The sequence below is a fragment of the Roseobacter sp. N2S genome (assembly GCF_031454055.1).
Taxonomy (GTDB): domain Bacteria; phylum Pseudomonadota; class Alphaproteobacteria; order Rhodobacterales; family Rhodobacteraceae; genus Amylibacter.
Genome location: NZ_JAVDQB010000004.1, coordinates 231,237 through 247,853, shown reverse-complemented (window position 1 = coordinate 247,853; position 16,617 = coordinate 231,237). Strand labels below are relative to the sequence as shown.

The 16,617-nt window shown below is 55.2% G+C and carries 14 protein-coding genes; 4 read left to right on the top strand and 10 right to left on the bottom strand.

Annotated features, from left to right (window positions below; translation table 11 throughout):
• Positions 1 to 2: 2 nt before the first annotated feature.
• Together GGE09_RS12330 and GGE09_RS12325 are read left to right on the top strand one after the other, a co-directional pair.
• The gene (locus GGE09_RS12330) at positions 3 to 458 is read left to right on the top strand and encodes a cytochrome c-type biogenesis protein (protein WP_309746436.1); all 456 of its coding nucleotides are present in this window, start codon (positions 3 to 5) and stop codon (positions 456 to 458) included.
• Positions 459 to 543: 85 nt separating this feature from the next.
• On the top strand, positions 544 to 1,320 hold the full coding sequence (locus GGE09_RS12325) for an enoyl-CoA hydratase-related protein (RefSeq protein ID WP_309746435.1): 777 nt from the start codon (positions 544 to 546) through the stop codon (positions 1,318 to 1,320).
• Positions 1,321 to 1,396: 76 nt separating this feature from the next.
• On the opposite strand, the gene gltA is transcribed toward GGE09_RS12325, so the two are convergent.
• Both gltA and gltX read right to left on the bottom strand, forming a co-directional pair.
• Positions 1,397 to 2,692 (bottom strand): citrate synthase, encoded by a 1,296-nt coding sequence (gene gltA / locus GGE09_RS12320; protein WP_309746434.1) that lies wholly within the window; start codon positions 2,690 to 2,692, stop codon positions 1,397 to 1,399.
• Positions 2,693 to 2,759: 67 nt separating this feature from the next.
• Positions 2,760 to 4,169, bottom strand: coding sequence for a glutamate--tRNA ligase (gene gltX / locus GGE09_RS12315; RefSeq protein ID WP_309746433.1), 1,410 nt, complete (start codon positions 4,167 to 4,169; stop codon positions 2,760 to 2,762).
• A gap of 83 nt (positions 4,170 to 4,252) precedes the next feature.
• Here gltX and GGE09_RS12310 point away from each other — a divergent pair, with 83 nt between their 5' ends.
• Positions 4,253 to 6,304: a ComEC/Rec2 family competence protein gene (locus tag GGE09_RS12310; protein ID WP_309746432.1), complete on the top strand. Its 2,052-nt coding sequence runs from the start codon at positions 4,253 to 4,255 to the stop codon at positions 6,302 to 6,304.
• A 69-nt stretch (positions 6,305 to 6,373) separates the two neighbouring features.
• Here the strand turns inward: GGE09_RS12310 and lexA are convergent, their stop codons facing one another.
• The 6 genes from lexA to GGE09_RS12280 form a co-directional block, all read right to left on the bottom strand.
• Positions 6,374 to 7,063: a transcriptional repressor LexA gene (gene lexA / locus GGE09_RS12305; RefSeq protein ID WP_309746431.1), complete on the bottom strand. Its 690-nt coding sequence runs from the start codon at positions 7,061 to 7,063 to the stop codon at positions 6,374 to 6,376.
• A 170-nt stretch (positions 7,064 to 7,233) separates the two neighbouring features.
• Positions 7,234 to 8,418 carry a gephyrin-like molybdotransferase Glp gene (gene glp, locus GGE09_RS12300; protein ID WP_309746430.1) on the bottom strand — a complete coding sequence of 395 codons (1,185 nt, stop codon included), beginning with the start codon at positions 8,416 to 8,418 and terminating at the stop codon, positions 7,234 to 7,236.
• Positions 8,415 to 8,885: a cyclic pyranopterin monophosphate synthase MoaC gene (gene moaC / locus GGE09_RS12295; protein ID WP_309746429.1), complete on the bottom strand. Its 471-nt coding sequence runs from the start codon at positions 8,883 to 8,885 to the stop codon at positions 8,415 to 8,417. Before moaC ends, glp begins: the two co-directional genes overlap by 4 nt.
• 10 nt (positions 8,886 to 8,895) lie before the next feature.
• The gene (gene trpC, locus GGE09_RS12290) at positions 8,896 to 9,708 is read right to left on the bottom strand and encodes an indole-3-glycerol phosphate synthase TrpC (RefSeq protein WP_309746428.1); all 813 of its coding nucleotides are present in this window, start codon (positions 9,706 to 9,708) and stop codon (positions 8,896 to 8,898) included.
• On the bottom strand, positions 9,701 to 10,726 hold the full coding sequence (gene trpD, locus GGE09_RS12285) for an anthranilate phosphoribosyltransferase (protein ID WP_309746427.1): 1,026 nt from the start codon (positions 10,724 to 10,726) through the stop codon (positions 9,701 to 9,703). Before trpD ends, trpC begins: the two co-directional genes overlap by 8 nt.
• A complete protein-coding gene (locus GGE09_RS12280) occupies positions 10,723 to 11,304 on the bottom strand; it encodes an aminodeoxychorismate/anthranilate synthase component II (protein ID WP_309746426.1) in 582 nt (193 codons plus the stop codon). Before GGE09_RS12280 ends, trpD begins: the two co-directional genes overlap by 4 nt.
• 157 nt (positions 11,305 to 11,461) lie before the next feature.
• Between GGE09_RS12280 and GGE09_RS12275 the strand changes: the two genes are divergently transcribed.
• The gene (locus GGE09_RS12275; protein WP_309746425.1) at positions 11,462 to 13,120 is read left to right on the top strand and encodes a divergent polysaccharide deacetylase family protein; all 1,659 of its coding nucleotides are present in this window, start codon (positions 11,462 to 11,464) and stop codon (positions 13,118 to 13,120) included.
• 88 nt (positions 13,121 to 13,208) lie between these two features.
• Here GGE09_RS12275 and trpE read toward each other — a convergent pair whose 3' ends face one another.
• Together trpE and GGE09_RS12265 are read right to left on the bottom strand one after the other, a co-directional pair.
• Complete coding sequence (gene trpE / locus GGE09_RS12270) at positions 13,209 to 14,726, bottom strand: anthranilate synthase component I (protein WP_309746424.1); 1,518 nt, start codon at positions 14,724 to 14,726, stop codon at positions 13,209 to 13,211.
• Complete coding sequence (locus tag GGE09_RS12265; protein WP_309746423.1) at positions 14,723 to 16,588, bottom strand: SurA N-terminal domain-containing protein; 1,866 nt, start codon at positions 16,586 to 16,588, stop codon at positions 14,723 to 14,725. Before GGE09_RS12265 ends, trpE begins: the two co-directional genes overlap by 4 nt.
• Positions 16,589 to 16,617 lie beyond the last annotated feature (29 nt).

The following is a 16,617-nucleotide window of genomic DNA, read 5'->3' as shown; positions in this document are numbered from 1 at the left end:
ATATGCGTCGCTTGCTCCTGATCCTTGCTGTTGTGCTGGCTACGCCTCTTTGGGCGGTGGAACCCGATGAAATGCTGCAAGATCCTGTTTTGGAACAAAGGGCGCGGGAAATTTCCAAAGGGTTGCGTTGTCTGGTGTGTCGCAATGAAAACATTGATAATTCCAATGCGGGCATCGCACGGGATTTGCGTCTTTTGGTGCGCGAGCGGCTTGTGGCCGGGGATAGCGATACTGCGGCGGTGGATTTTATCGTCGATCGCTATGGGGAATATGTGCTGTTAAAACCGCGGATGACCCGCGCAAATGCGATCCTTTATCTGATAGGGCCCTTGATGTTGCTGTTGGGCGCGCTGGTGGCGGTTCTCTACCTGCGCCGGCGGTCCCGTAAAGGACAGGACGACTCGCCTGTTCTATCCAAAGACGAGTCTGAACGTCTGTCAAAGCTGTTACAGGACTGACCCGTTTTTTCGCTTTTGCGTTTCCTCTTTTCAAACCCGATCACAGCGGTAGACTGCGCCGAACCCAAAACCGGAGCAATGCCTAATGGATTATGAAACCCTGCTGTATGATCTGTCCGAAAATATAGCGACAATCACCCTGAACCGGCCTGATGTTCTGAACGGGCTGACCACACAGATGCGGGCGGAATTGCTGCATGCAGTCAAACGGGCCGAGGGGGAGGCCCGTGTATTGGTGCTGACAGGGGCAGGTCGTGGATTTTGCGCGGGGCAGGATTTGGGGGATGCGTCCAAAGTTTCCAACATTGATCTTGAAGGCACGTTACGCGACGAATACGAACCCATGCTGCGGGCGATTTTTGACTGCCGGATTCCGACAATCAGTGCGGTGAACGGTATGGCGGCGGGGGCGGGGGCGAACCTTGCGCTGGCAGCGGATGTGGTGATTGCAGCTGAAACTGCGTCATTCTTACAAGCGTTTTCGCGTATTGGGCTGATCCCTGATGCGGGGGGCACCTATTGGTTGCCCCGGCAGGTGGGCTTTGCTCGCGCTATGGGGGCCGCCTTGTTTGCAGAGCCTGTTTCCGCCACAAAAGCTGCTGAATGGGGGATGATCTGGGAAGCGGTGCCCGATGGCAGTTTTGCCGCCGTGGTGCGCACCCGTGCTTTGCATCTGGCCAGCGGCCCGACCGAGGGGTATCGACTGATCAAACGGGCCATGCGCATGAGCGTGGATCAAACATTGGATCAACAGTTAGAAACCGAGGCGCATCTGCAAGGCAAAGCAGGCCGCACAGCCGATTTCAAAGAGGGCGTTATGGCCTTTCTTGAAAAACGTAAAGCCCAGTTTGAAGGGCGCTAAAGCCATCTAATACGCTGTAACAATATAAAAAGGCCGCCTAATGAGGCGGCCTTTAAGTCTTGCGCGGTTGAAAACCTTAGCGGTTTTCTACATCCACATAGTCACGCAGCGGCGCGCCTTTGTACAACTGGCGTGGACGGCCGATTTTTTGGGTCGGATCGCCGATCATTTCTTTCCACTGGGAAATCCAGCCAACTGTACGGGACAGGGCAAAGATTGGTGTGAACATAGATGTCGGGAAACCCATAGCTTCGAGGATGATGCCGGAATAGAAATCCACGTTCGGGAACAGTTTCTTATCGCGGAAATACGGGTCTTCCAGTGCAAGGCGTTCCAGTTCTTTGGCCACTTGTAGCTTTGGATTGTTTTCAACACCCAACAAGCCCAGCACTTCGTCTGCGGATTCTTTCATCACAGTCGCGCGGGGATCGTGGTTTTTGTAAACGCGGTGTCCAAAGCCCATCAGGCGGAATGGGTCGTCTTTATCCTTCGCACGGGCGATGAATTCAGGGATACGTTCCACAGAGCCGATTTCTTCCAGCATTTCCAGACAGGCTTGGTTGGCGCCGCCATGTGCCGGACCCCACAAACAGGCGATGCCCGCTGCGATACAAGCAAACGGGTTTGCGCCCGAAGAACCTGCCAAACGGACAGTGGATGTGGATGCGTTTTGTTCATGATCTGCATGCAAAGTGAAAATCCGGTCCATAGCGCGGGCCAGAATCGGGTTCACTTCGTAGTCTTCTGCAGGAACCGCAAAACACATACGCAGGAAGTTGGACGCATAATCCAGATCATTGCGCGGATAAACAAACGGCTGGCCAATTGAATATTTATAAGCATAGGCTGCAATGGTTGGCATTTTTGCAATCAAGCGGATGGACGCGACTTCGCGCTGCCATTCGTCATTGATATCGGTGCTGTCGTGGTAAAACGCTGACATCGCCCCGACTACACCCGTCATAACCGCCATAGGGTGTGCGTCGCGCCGGAACCCGCGGAAGAAATTCATCATCTGTTCATGCAGCATGGTGTGATTTGTAACGCGGTGTTCAAAGTCTTCCAGATCTTCGGCGCTTGGTAATTCACCGTAAAGCAACAGGTAGCAGACTTCCAAATAGTGGGATTTGCTGGCCAGTTGGTCAATGGGATAGCCGCGATGCAACAGCACGCCTTCGTCCCCGTCGATAAAAGTAATGGTGCTGTCACAAGCAGCGGTGGACGTGAAGCCCGGATCATATGTGAATACGTGCCCGTCTGCATAAAGGCGGCGAATGTCGATGACATCCGGGCCGGCAGTTGCGGAATACATTGGCAGGTCCAGCTCTGTTTCGCCAAAGGTGAGTTTTGCTGATTTTGGACTATCTGTCATGCGACCTCTCTATCGTTATTGGCAGGCCGAAGCCTGCGCATATTATCCTCGGACAGAACTGTGCGTCTCAGGTGGGCGTGATCGCATCCTGAAGACGGCCGAGGGATTCCTCCTTGCCCAACGCAACCATCATGTCAAAAACCGACGGCGACACTGTGCGCCCGGTTAAGGCCGCGCGTAAGGGTTGCGCAATCTTTCCCAGTTTTAGATCATTGGCTTGAGCAAACTCCTTTAAACAGGTCTCAAGGCCATCATGGGACCATGTAACATGCTGCAATGCAGCGGTCAATTCTTTCAGTATGCCAAGGGATACCGAATCGAGCAAACTTTGCGCAGAGGCATCTGGCGTAAAGGGCCGTGATCCCAGAATAAAATGGGCTTTTTCCAGCACGTCTGATAGCTTTTTTGAGCGATCTTTCAACAGGGGTAGGACCGCAATCAATTTTACGCGATCCGCATCTGTTAAAGCCGGTTGGTTTGTGGCCGCCAGATAGGTCTGTAAATCCGCCAGCAAAACGTCATCCGGGGCGATTCCAATTTGATAACCGCCCACGTGATCCAGCTTTTTCAAATCCAGTCGGGCAGGGGATTTGCCAAGACCCTTGAAGTCAAACCACTCTACCGCTTGTTCTGTTGTGAACAACTCGTCGTTGCCATGGCTCCATCCCAGACGGGTCAGATAGTTGCGCATGGTGGCGGGTGTGTAGCCCATCTCGCGGTAGGCTTCCGCCCCAAGCGCGCCGTGCCGTTTGCTTAGTTTTTTGCCGTCATCCCCGTGGATCAGGGGGATATGCGCAAACACCGGGATATCCCAGCCCATGGCACGGTAGATCAGGCTTTGGCGGCCCGCATTAATCAAGTGATCGTCGCCGCGGATGATGTGGGTAACGCCCATATCGTGATCGTCTACAACCACCGCCAGCATATAAGTAGGCGTGCCATCAGAGCGCAGTAGAACCATATCGTCCAGCGTATCAGCCTGCCATTTCACGTCTTTTTGCACCTTGTCCTTGATGCGAACCTCGCCTTCACGGGGGGCTTTCAGGCGCACTACAAAAGGCAAGTCAGGGGCTGTAGACGGCTCAGCATCCCGCCAAGGGCTTTGATATAAGGTTGATTTTCCCTCTGCACGGGCGGATTCGCGGAAGGCTTCGATTTCATCTTGCGTGGCATAACAACGATAGGCCGTGCCATTGTCGAGCATGGCTTTGGCCACTTCTGCATGGCGCTCCCGACGTTCAAACTGGCTGATCGCGTCGCCATCCCAATCCAGACCCAGCCATTTCAACCCGTCATAGATGGCAGCCGTCGCTTCTGGGGTAGAACGCTCGCGGTCTGTGTCTTCGATCCGCAACAGAAATGTGCCGCCCTGATTGCGGGCGAAAAGCCAGTTGAACAGGGCCGTGCGCGCGCCACCGATATGCAAAAAACCGGTGGGGGACGGAGCGAAACGGGTGACTACGGGGGTATCGGACATAAGCGATCTTAACCTTTTGGAAACCAAGGGCGTGCAGGGTTGGCACTTCATATTCCGAAACACAGGCAAAGGACAAGACAACGATGGGGCTTGACGATCTGTCAGGGGTGCTGTTTTCCCAACGTCACCGCTTTGGTCTGTGGGTCCCTGTCTGGCTGGGGCTGGGGGTAAGTCTGTATTTTACCCTGCGATTTGAACCCACTACGCCCCATATCTTAACAGTATGCGGGGTCACAATCGGCTGCGCCGCCATTACACGGGTTGGGCCGGATGCGCTGCGGATCCTGGCGTGGTGTCCTGTGTTCTTGTGTTTGGGGTTTTTGGTCGCGCTTACCCGCGCGCATCAGGTTGGCGCCCCGAAACTGGGCTGGCATTATTACGGCGCGGTAGAGGGGACAATTGTGCAATTGGATCGCTCTGGTTCTGACAAACCGCGGATCACATTAGGTGCGCCAATATTAACCAAAATCGCGCCAGAACGCACCCCAGAGCGGGTCCGCGTTTCGCTACATTCAAAACTGGACGGCACGCCCCTTATTCCGGGCGCACGGATCATGCTAACTGCCAGTTTGTCCCCCCCTAGTGGACCCGTCGAACCGGGAGGTTTTGATTTCCAGCGCAAAGCCTGGTTCGACGGGCTGGGTGCTGTGGGGTACGCCCGCGCGCCGCCCGTTCTGGCCGTGCCCGCCGACAACCGATCTTTCGCCCTGCGTGTGTTTGCACTGCGCATGTGGATTTCAACACAGATTCAGACCGAGATTCCAGGCCAGACGGGCGCTTTCGCTGCGGCGATAATAACTGGCGATCGCTCGCAGATTGATCCCCTGCTGCTTACCGATCTGCGTCAGTCTAACCTTGCACATTTGCTGGCTATTTCGGGCTTGCATATGGGGTTGCTAACCGGATTTATCTTTGCCGTGGTGCGCCTGTCTGTGGCGGCGGTGCCTTATCTGTCAGTCCGATGGCAGGCCAAGAAAATTGGCGCTGTGGTCGCGCTTTTAGCGGGGGTGGCCTATCTGATGATTTCAGGGGCGAATATTGCCACGCAGCGGGCCTTTGTGATGGTCGGCGTTATGCTGATTGCGGTTCTGCTGGACCGCCCCGCCATAACCCTGCGCGCCGTTGCCATAGCTGCGACCTTGATCCTGATCGCCCGCCCTGAAAGCCTGTCTGGCCCGGGGTTCCAAATGTCTTTTGCCGCCACGACAGCATTGGTCGCCACATTTGAGGCTTTAAACCGTTGGCAAAAATGGCAGGCGTTGCGCGCAAGCCGATTTCACTTCATCGCTCCGTTTTTGTCGCTGCTCATCGCATCTTTCGTCGCTGGCGCCGCAACGGCTCCGTTTTCAGCCTTTCATTTCAATCAAATGGCGCAATATGGCTTATTGGCGAACCTCTTGTCCGTTCCTGTTATGAGCATGATTGTAATGCCCTTTGCGGTCATCGCGGGACTTCTGTCACTGTTTGGCGCACAAGGATTGCCGTTCTGGGGCATGGGTCAGGGCATTGACTGGATTCTCGGCGTGGCCCATTGGATCGCAACGCGGGACGGGGCCATATTGCGCATCCCCTCAGGTCCGATCTGGGCTTTGGGGCTGTTCACTTTTGGTGCATTGATTGTTGTGCTATGGCAGGGAAAACTGCGCTGGATCGGCGTGCCGGTATCTGTGTTGGCTTTAACGTTCTGGGCCGTGTCAAAGCGGCCGGATATTCTGATTACAGATAACGGACGATTGGCAGGTATCGCCACGTCTGAGGGGCGGGCGTTGACCCGTCATAAAGGAAATGGTTTTGCGGCCTCCAGTTGGTTGGAAAATGATGGCGATAGCGCCGTTCAATTGATCGCAGCCAAACGTTTTGATCTTAAAAATGACACATGGGAACAAAACCTTGCTTCCGGCACAGTGACTTATTTCTGGGGTAAGAAACTTACTGAACAGCAACTTTCTACGTCCTGTACAACTACAAATATCCTTATCGCCCCCCAATGGAAGGATTCTATAAAGGGGCCGTGCCAAGCCATAACTGAAAATGAATTGCGCAAAGGTGGGGCTGTTGCGATCTGGTCAACCAAAGCGGGCTTGAAAACACAAAACGCGCGCCAGAACTCTGGAACGCGTTTGTGGAATCAATAATAGAAGTGCGTTGCAGAACCAAACCAAGCCTATTTGAGAGGCAAATTACATCCTGCGGGGCGGCCAGATCTAATAAGTGCGGATCAAACCCACCAATTTCCCCTGAACTTTAACCTGATCGTCCCGATACACACGGGTTTCGTAAGCCGGGTTCGCAGCTTCAAGCGCAATAGCAGAACCCCGTTTGCGTAGGCGCTTCAAAGTTGCTTCCTGATCTTCGACCAATGCCACTACAATATCGCCGTTCTCCGCATCGGATTGCTCGTGGATGACAACAATGTCGCCTTCATTGATGCCGGCATCGATCATGGAATCGCCTTTGACTTCCAAAGCGTAATGATTGCCCTGATTGTGCATCATACCGCCTGGTACGGCTACATGGCTGGTCACATGCTGGATCGCTTCGATCGGCGTACCAGCGGCGATTCGGCCCATAATCGGCAGCGATCTGGCGGCGGATTCTTCTACAGGCAAAGCCTCGCGCGGCGCAGGTGGGGGGGCTGATCCCTCAATAACGCGCGGGGTAAAGCTGCCAGCCTCAATCGCATCGGGAAGGCGGACGATTTCAATGGCCCGGGCACGGTGGGCGAGGCGGCGAATAAACCCCCGTTCTTCCAGCGCGGTAATCAAACGGTGAATGCCTGATTTAGACCTTAAATCAAGGGCTTCCTTCATTTCGTCAAATGAGGGCGGAACACCGTCCTTTTGCATCCGCTTGTGAATAAACTCCAACAAATCCATCTGCTTGCGTGTAAGCATGGTAACCCTCCTGCAACGCCAGAATATCGCGTTTGGTTCACTTATGTTCTGAATTGTTCTATACGTGTTCTTGTTTTGTGTCAAAAAGAAATTTTGTATTTGGCAGGTCAAAACAACAATTAGCAATTTTTTAACTGCTAATAGTTTACAAATGTTTGCAGGAACAGAAATTATAGACGAATGAAAGGAACCATATCGCCAGCCTTACGGGGTGGATCGTTTTCTTCGCGGACCAACAATGCATCCGACCGCGACAGGACGGATAGCAACGAACTGTCCTGCCTGCTTTCGGGCGTACAATTTAGGTGGCCGTCGACAATGGACAATTGTGCGCGCATGTAATGGCTGCGGGGGCCGTTTGCACCGATGTCTGTGCCAAGCATAGCAACTTCACGCGGCATGGGGGCTTTTCCAAGGCCAAGCATGGCACGTAGGGCTGGCACAAGAAACACAGTACCACAGACCATAGAACTGACCGGATTTCCGGGCAGGCCAATCATTGCGGAATTCCCAAGCCGTCCTGCCATCAAGGGTTTCCCCGGGCGCATGGCAACTTTATAAAACGACTGTTCCAGCCCTGCTTCTGTTGCGACCTGACGGACCAGATCGTGATCCCCGACCGAAGCACCCCCCAGTGTTACGATTACATCGGCATCGGCCCCAAGGTCGAGTACTGCACGCAGGGCATCGGGATCATCTGCAGCAATGGGCAATATCCGTGCGATGCCGCCGTTTGCTTCAATTAGGGCTTTTAAGCCAAAGTTATTGCTGGATATTATTTGACTGGCACCAGGTGTTTCGCCAGGCATGACCAATTCGTCGCCGGTGGCAACTAGGGCAACCACGGGTTTACGGTGCACCACAAGACGGGCGCAATTCATTGATGCGAGTAATGCAATATCACCTGCGGAAAGCACGCGCGGGGCGGCCATGACATCGCCTGCTTTGAAGTCTCCACCAGCGGGGCGGATGTAAAAACTTGGGTCGATCCCGTCACTGACGGTGATTATATCGCCGCTTCGCGAGCAATCTTCCTGGATCAGGATGCGATCTGCACCAGTTGGAACAGGGGCGCCGGTAAAAATGCGAACCGCTTGTTTGGGGGCAAGTTCGCCGTCAAAACTGCCGCCCGCGGCACTTTCGCCGATAACTTGCAATGGGGCGCCTGTAAACAGATCAACGTCCCGAACCGCATAGCCATCCATGGCAGAAGAGGCGAAAGGCGGTTGGTTAAAGGCCGCAACGGCATCCTGTGCCAATACCCGGCCAGCGGCATCCCGAAGGGGAATAACCTCTGTGCCAAGCGGTTCAAACAGATCAAGAACCTTGGCAAGCGCCTCTGCTACACTGATCATTCCGCTTCGAACCGACCCGACTTGCCGCCCTCTTTAAGAACGAGTCGTATGTCGCTGATATGCATGGATTTATCGACAGCTTTCACCATGTCATACACGGTTAAGGCTGCAATATTCACCGCAGTCAGGGCTTCCATTTCAACACCTGTTTGGCCCGTGGTTTTAACCGTCGCTTCAATTTCAACAGCGTCACTGGCCACAGTCAATTCCACCGAAACCTTGGAAATTGCCAATGGATGACACAGTGGGATCAGGTCAGAAGTTTTCTTTGCTCCCATGATGCCAGCCAGTCGCGCCACGGCCAGAACGTCACCTTTTTTCGCGCGGCCCTCATCTATCATGGCGAGGGTTTCCGGCGTCATCAGCACGCGGCCTTTTGCAACAGCTACACGGCTGGTGATGGGTTTTTCAGACACGTCCACCATATGGGCCGCGCCTTTATCGTCAAAATGGGTCAGTTTTGCCATAAATCGCCTGCTACATTGCCTGTGGAGCCCAAGGGCTGGTCAGAATTTCGCGGGTGGCGGTGGTCACATCGTCTTGGCGCATCAGGGATTCACCGATCAGGAAGCAGCGGGCGCCGAATTTGGCAAGTTCAGCCAGATCTTCGCGTGAATGTAGGCCACTTTCTGACACCAATAACCGCTCTGCAGGGGCGTAGCGGGCTAGTGTTTTAGTGGTGTCCAATGTGGTTTCAAAGGTTTTCAGGTTGCGGTTATTAATCCCCAGCAAAGGTGAGCGTAACAGGGCGGCGCGGTCCAGTTCGGCGCGGTCATGTACCTCTACCAGCACGTCCATGCCTTTTTCAAAGGCGGCCGTTTCCAGTTCTTGGGCCTGCGCGTCAGACACGCTGGCCATGATGATCAGGATGCAATCCGCACCCCAAGCCCGCGATTGGGCAACTTGATAGGTGTCATAAAGGAAATCTTTACGCAGACAGGGTAGCGTGCAGGCATTGCGCGCCTCGGTCAGGAATTCCGGCGCGCCTTGGAATGAAGGGGTATCTGTAAGCACAGACAAACATGTCGCACCACCGTCAGCATAGGCAGCAGCAAGTGTTGCCGGATCGAAATCTTCACGAATAAGCCCTTTGGATGGGCTGGCTTTTTTGATTTCAGCAATCAGACCATAGCCGCCAGATAAGGCAACCGCTTGCAATGCCTCGGCAAAGCCCCGTGGTGGCGTTTGATCTGCGCCCATGGCGTCCAGTTCTGCCAATGTGACCTGCTCTTTGGCTGCGGCGACTTCTTCCAGTTTATAGGCTTTTATTTTGTCCAGGATATCAGTCATCTACTGCCTCTGTTGTTATTTTTGCCAGCGCGACCAATTTGGCGGCGGCCTTTCCACTGTCGATGCTTTGTGCAGCGATTTCAGCGCCTTCTCGTAAAGTAGCAGCCCTATCCGCCACGACAAGGGCAGCGGCGGTGTTCAGCAAAACTGCATCGCGGTAGGCGGATTTTTCACCAGCAAGCAGGGCCTTTAGGGCGGCGGCATTTTCATGGGGTTCTCCGCCGACAATGTCATCAAAGGGATGAACGGGAAGGCCTGCATCCTCGGGGGAGATTTCGGTGTCTGTGACCGTGCCGTTTTCCAGCTTGGCCACCCAAGTGGGGCCTGCGATAGAAATTTCGTCAGTGCCATCTGATCCATGCACCAGCCATGCTTTTTCAGACCCGAGTTCCAGCAGAACTTCGGCCATAGGGCGGATCATATTGCGGGAAAATGCGCCCGTCAGTTGGCGTTTTACATCGGCTGGATTGGTCAAAGGCCCGAGAATATTGAAAATTGTCCGTGTTCCAAGGGATTGACGGGCGGGCATTACATGGCGGGTAGCGGGGTGGTGCATGGGGGCCATCATAAAGCCGATCCCGACCTCGTTTATTGCCCGTTCCACCACTTTGGGTCCAACCATCACCTGCACGCCAAGCGCGCCGAGCGCATCTGCAGTGCCCGATTTGGACGATAGGTTCCGATTGCCGTGTTTGGCGACCACAACGCCTGCACCTGCGGTGACAATTGCGGTGGCGGTTGAAATATTCAGGGTGGATTTTCCGTCCCCACCCGTGCCCACAATGTCGATCGCGCCTGTCGGGGCGCTGACACGGTGGCATTTTGCACGCATGACGGCTGCGGCGGCCGCATATTCGCCCACGGTTTCCCCCCGTGTGCGCAGCACCATCAGGAAACCGCCAATTTGTTCGGGTGTGGCGTCGCCCTCCATGATGATGGTGAAGGCGGATTCAGCTTCGGCCCGTGTTAGCGGGGTATCTATGGCTTTGGCGATCAGAGCTTTCAGCGCAGTGCTCATGCGGACTCCAATGCGGTTTTTAGAAAGTTGTTCAACAGCGCGTGCCCTTGTTCCGAAGCGATGCTTTCAGGATGAAATTGCACGCCGTGAATCGGCAGGGTTTTATGGGCCAGCCCCATGATTGTACCATCTTCCAGCCATGCGGTGACCTCTAACGTGTCGGGAAGGGTTTCACGATCCACCACCAACGAGTGATAGCGTGTTGCTGCAAAAGGCGACGGCAAACCTGCAAAAACAGATGTTCCGGAATGATGCATGGTGCCCATTTTACCATGAACAATTTCATGACAGCGCACCACTTTGCCGCCAAAGGCCTGGCCAATGGTCTGATGCCCCAAACAAACCCCAAGCAGGGGTGTTTCGGTCTGCGCGGCGGCTTTGGTCAGCTCTAGGCAAATGCCCGCTTGATCCGGATCACAAGGGCCGGGAGAGAGCAGGATCATGTCGGGCTGCATTTCCATAGCGTCCTGCACCGAGATTTCATCGTTGCGTTTCACCACAACTTCGGCACCTAGTTCACCAACATAATGCACCAGATTATAGGTGAAACTGTCGTAATTATCGATCAAAAGCAGCATTTTGCCTGTCCTTCACATCCGTGATTTAGGGGGATGATCCCTGTATCGAACTGCGCTATACATTGCTCATGGGCGTGCGCAGAGGTCAAGAGCAGCCAGCCAAGAAAAGGCGCGCGCGATTGCAGGTAAAAGTGATAACAGGCACAAGAGGCTAATTATGGCAAACTGGGGTAAAACCGCAGGAATCATGTCCGGTCTGGCCGTGGGGCTGTCGGGTGGTGTGTTTCTGGCTGCGATGAATCCAATTTTGCCGCGCACAGATACCACAAAAGTAGCGCAGGCGCCGATGCAACAGACCGCACAAGACAGCGGTGTTGATCAGGGCGCTGAGTCTGTTTCACAAGAGTCCGCACCAAAATTATCGCTGGTTCAGCAAGCAACGCCATCGCCAGAACCCGTCACCGCTTTGCCAGAACAATCTGGTGCGTCGGACACGCCTGTAAATGTAGGCCAGTCCAGCGCTGCGCCCAAAGCTTCGGATGTGGCGGGGTTGGGGGCTGAAACACCCCTGCCAGAGGAAACCGAACTGGCAATGGTGGTTCCAGATGCCGATGCGGCACCACAGGCAGCGGTTCAAACCTTGTTGGAACGGGATGATCAGGCTGAAACCCAGCCAAATGTGTCCACAATCCCTGCAGAGCCTGTTGTGTTGGTGAAGCCTGCGGCGGACACCAACAGCCCTGATGCATTGACGCCAGATGTGCAGGATATAGCCACAGCGGCCCCCGAAGTGAGCCGTGATACAGCTACGCCTGCGGCTTTTGCGCCGACTCCGCAGATGACCGGCGCACGTGATGGCGTGGCGGTGATGCCGCAAGTGGATTCCGAACCGGAACTGCGGATCAAAGCCAAACCAGAACCGAACTTGGCAGATCAGCCTGTGGTGGTTGTGCCAGATCGGACAGACCCGGATGCAGAAACCACCACCACCATCGCGGCTCTTACCCCGCAGCAACAGGCCAATAAATCAGGCACTTTCCAGACAGTCGGTTCCCGTTTGCCCACCATAGGAGAGTCGGGTGAAAACGGGATATCATCGCTTGGCACTGGCGGGATCAGTGCCCGTATTCCAAGTATCGGTGGGCAGACCAGCGAAGAATCCGTTCAAATTGACGAGCCTGCGCTTGGGGCTGTTTGGGCCAACGCCAATAATTTCACCCCCACGGGCAAGCCTTTGATGTCTATTGTCCTGCTGGATACGGGGGATATTGCCGATCAATTACCCAAACTTTCGGGCTTGGGCCTGCCGCTGGCCATAGCGATTCCACTGGATCAGCCGGATGTGGCCAGCAAGGCGCGGGCCTATCGCAACGCCGGATTTGAGGTTTTAGGCCTAAGTCCCCACGATGTATCGCTGTCTTTGTCTGGCGGGCAAACCGATGAACAAGTGGCTGAATTGCTACAGAAATATTTCACCATGATGCCAGAGGCTTTGGGGCTGATCGACCGTCCGGATGCGAATTTGCAAAAAGACCAGCGGTTGGTGCGCGCGGTTGTCAGTTATTTTGCCGGAACAGGGCACGGGTTGATCACCTATGCGGGCGGGCTGAATGCAGCGCCGCGTTTGGCGGATCAGCAGAATGTGCCGTCAGCCGTGGTTAACCGCGTGTTGGACGGGGCCGGGGAATCGGATGCTGTGATGACGGGGTATTTGAACCGAGCGGCCCGTCAGGCCCGATCAAAAGGGCAGGCGATTGTGGTGGCTACGCCGTCCCGTGCGACGATGGCGGCTTTGTTGAACTGGTCGCTGAGCACCAACGCACGCGCCGTGACGCTGGCCCCTGTGTCAGCGGTTCTGATCGAACATGGCCGTTGATACGGGCCTTGGCTTCATGGGTATTTAAGCTCAAAAGAAGCCGCAACGCAGGGCACGCCAATGCCAAGTCGGGCAGTTCTTCAGCGGGTCAGTAGTTGCCGCCGGTGCTGACAAATGCCACGGCGTCTTTGGCGGCTTTGCGCAAGGCGTTGGATTTATTGACGGTTTCTTGCAACTCGGCTTCGGGTTCGCTGTCAAAGACAATGCCGCCACCTGCCTGAATATGCAATTTTTGATCTTTCAGCACGGCAGTGCGCAAGGCAATGCAGATGTCCATTTCGCCCGTGGCGCTGAAATAGCCCACGCCGCCGCCGTACACACCGCGTTTTTCTTTTTCCAACTCGTCGATGATCTGCATGGCGCGGACTTTGGGGGCGCCCGATACGGTGCCTGCGGGCAGGCCTGCCAGCAGCGCGGATAAAGCATCTTGATCGTCCGAGAGTTCCCCGATCACATTTGAAACGATGTGCATCACGTGGGAGTAGCGTTCGATGATGAATTGTTCGTTGGGGTTCACGGTGCCGATTTTTGACACACGGCCCACGTCGTTGCGCCCCAAGTCCAGCAGCATCAGGTGTTCTGCCATTTCTTTGGGATCGCCCAAGAGATCGGCTTCAAGCGCGCGATCCTCGGCCTCATTCGCACCGCGGTGGCGGGTGCCGGCGATGGGGCGGATGGTGACCTCTTTGTCTTTGACGCGCACCAGAATTTCAGGGCTGGCACCGATCACCTGAAAGCCGCCAAAGTTGAAAAAGAACATATAGGGCGACGGATTGGTGCGGCGCAAAGCGCGATAGAGCGCAAAGGGCGGCAGTTTGAAATCCTGTGTCCAACGCTGGCTCGGGACCACTTGAAAGATGTCGCCTGCGCGGATGTAGTCTTTGGCTTTTTCCACAAAGCCGAAATATTCTTCGCGGGTAGTGTTGGAAACGGGTTCGCCCACTGCATTGGCAATATCTGCCACAGGTGTGGCCATCGGGGCAGGGCGTTCCAGATCGCGCACGGCATCCATCACCCGTTCGGCGGCCTGATTATAGGCGGCGCGGGCAGACAGGCCGCCAGTGGCCCAAACAGGCGAGACAACCGTAATTTCGTCTTTGACACCGTCCACAACCACCACCACAGAGGGGCGCATCATCACCGCATCGGGCAGGCCGAGCGGATCAGGGTTCACGTCTGGCAGGTTTTCCACCAGACGGATCATGTCATAGCCCAGATAGCCAAACAGCCCCGCTGCGATGGCTGGCAGGTCTTCGGGCAGGTCGATATGGCTTTCGTCGATCACTGCGCGCAGGCTGGTCAGGGGATCGGCCTTCATGGGCTCAAAGGCATTGGCATCAAATCGTGCCTGACGGTTGATCCGCGCCTTATCGCCGTGGCACTGCCAGACCAGATCGGGTTTCATCCCGATACAGGTATAACGCCCGCGGATTTCCCCGCCTGTGACGCTTTCCAGCATAAAGCTGTCTTTTTGTGCCTGTGCCAGTTTCAGCATCAGCGAGACAGGGGTATCCAGATCGGCAACAAGTCGGGTGTAGACTACCTGATTGTCACCATTTTTATGCGCGGCCTCAAAGGCCTCGTATGTTGGTATGAGAGTGCTCAAAATCCGGTGACCTGTGCGTTGATCTGCGAGATGATGGCGCGGTTCAGCTGCACGCCAGCTTCGGTTTGCAGGGCGTTGGTATAATAGCTGAGCATGTCGATCGAGATTTGCGCATCCAACTGGCCTTTGATCCGTTCAAGCACAACATCATTGCCATCAAGGTCTGGGTCGAATTCTGTGATATTTGTCAGACGCAGCAGCACAACACTGTCACCGCCATCCACGATAGCCACGTCACCTTTGGCCAGTTTATAGGCTTCTAGCACTGCGGTCGGGGGCAGTTGTTCCAGATAACTGTTGCGTTTGATGCCATCAACCGGCGTCAGGTTCAGGCCCATGATGCTTAGATCGCCGCCTTTTTCCAGACCGGGTTTCAGTCGTTCTGCCAAGGCTTTAAGGGCTGTGTTCAGTTGTTCGGCACGCCAGTCGGCGGTGACTTTTTCAAGCACCTCATCCAGTGGGATGGCTTTGGGCTGGTCGATGCTGTCCAGACGCAGGGCAAACACACCGCCATCCGACAGGTCAAGCACTTCTGGGAAGTCGCCTTGTTGGGCGTCCATGGCAGCCGCGCGGAATTCTTCATACCCCGCGATGGCCGCATCAGATCCTTCAAAATAGGCAATGGTGTTCAAGGTCATTTCAGTGTCTTTAGCGAGCGCTTCCAGATCGGCGCCCCCTGCCAGCAGGTCGTCGATATCAGTCACACGATCGGACACCAGACGCCGTGCAGATTCGCCTGCCAATTCATTGCGCAACTCATCGCGCACGTCTTCATAAGGGGTGCTGTCGGCGGCCAGAACCGCGTTGATCCGGAACAGGGCCGGGCCAAGGTCGGATTGAACAGGGCCCACTACGCCGGGTTCGGTGGCTGCAAACAGCAGATCCCCAACGGCTGTGCCAAGATCGCTGCGGCTGACTTCGCCCAGATCGACGTCGGCATCTTCTAGGCCACGTTCGGCAACGATTTCACTGAAGGTGGCCGTTTGGGCATCCAGACGATCCCGCGCCGATTGTGCGTCTTCGGTTGTCGGGAAAATAATACGATCCACGGCCCGCTGTTCCACTTTGTTAAAGCGGTCTGATTGCAGGTCATAGCTTTCGCGGATGTCGGCCTCGTCCACTGCAACCTTGTCCAGCAGATCGGTGGGGTTCAGCCATGCAAAGGTGATGTTGCGGGTCAAAGGTGAAAGGTAATTGGCTGCGTGAGCGTCATAATAGGCTTGCAGGTCTTCGTCGCTCGGCGTGGGGATGGGTGTGCCAAGATTGTCTTCAACAAGGGCCGCCCATTCAAAAGAGCGTTCCTGCTGGGCAAAATTCATCAGTGTTGTAGGCACCGTCAGATCGCCGCTGACACCGCTGACAATGGTGTTTTCCACCAAGGAACGGGCATTTTCCTTGCGGATCAGGGTTTCAAATTCGCCTGCGGTGATGCCAAGTTGGCGTTCCAGATAAAAGTTATAGTTTTCGCGATCAAACGTGCCGTCCAACCCTTGGAACTGTGTGCTTTGCAGAATAGTCGTGCGGACGGTTTCATCGCCCACGGAAAGACCGCGCATTGCAGCCTCGTTGTTCAGGGCAGCTTGACCGACAACTGCATCTAGAACCTGTTCTTGCACTCCGAAATTTTCCAATTCCACTGCGGTCAGGGTCCGGCCGGCCTGTTGGTTCAACCGTCCAGCGGCGTTTTGATAGGCCCGCGCATAGGTGTTGGTGTCAATGGGTTCGTCCCCCACAGTCCCGATGGACCGGATGTTTCCGCCGCCAATGCCGCCGATCCCAAAACCTGTCAGGCCCAGCATGAGCAACCCCATGATGACCCACATGACCTTGCTTTGGCCTTTTCCGCGCATAGAATTTAGCATTTGACGGACCCTTTGCTCCCTAGTCTGGT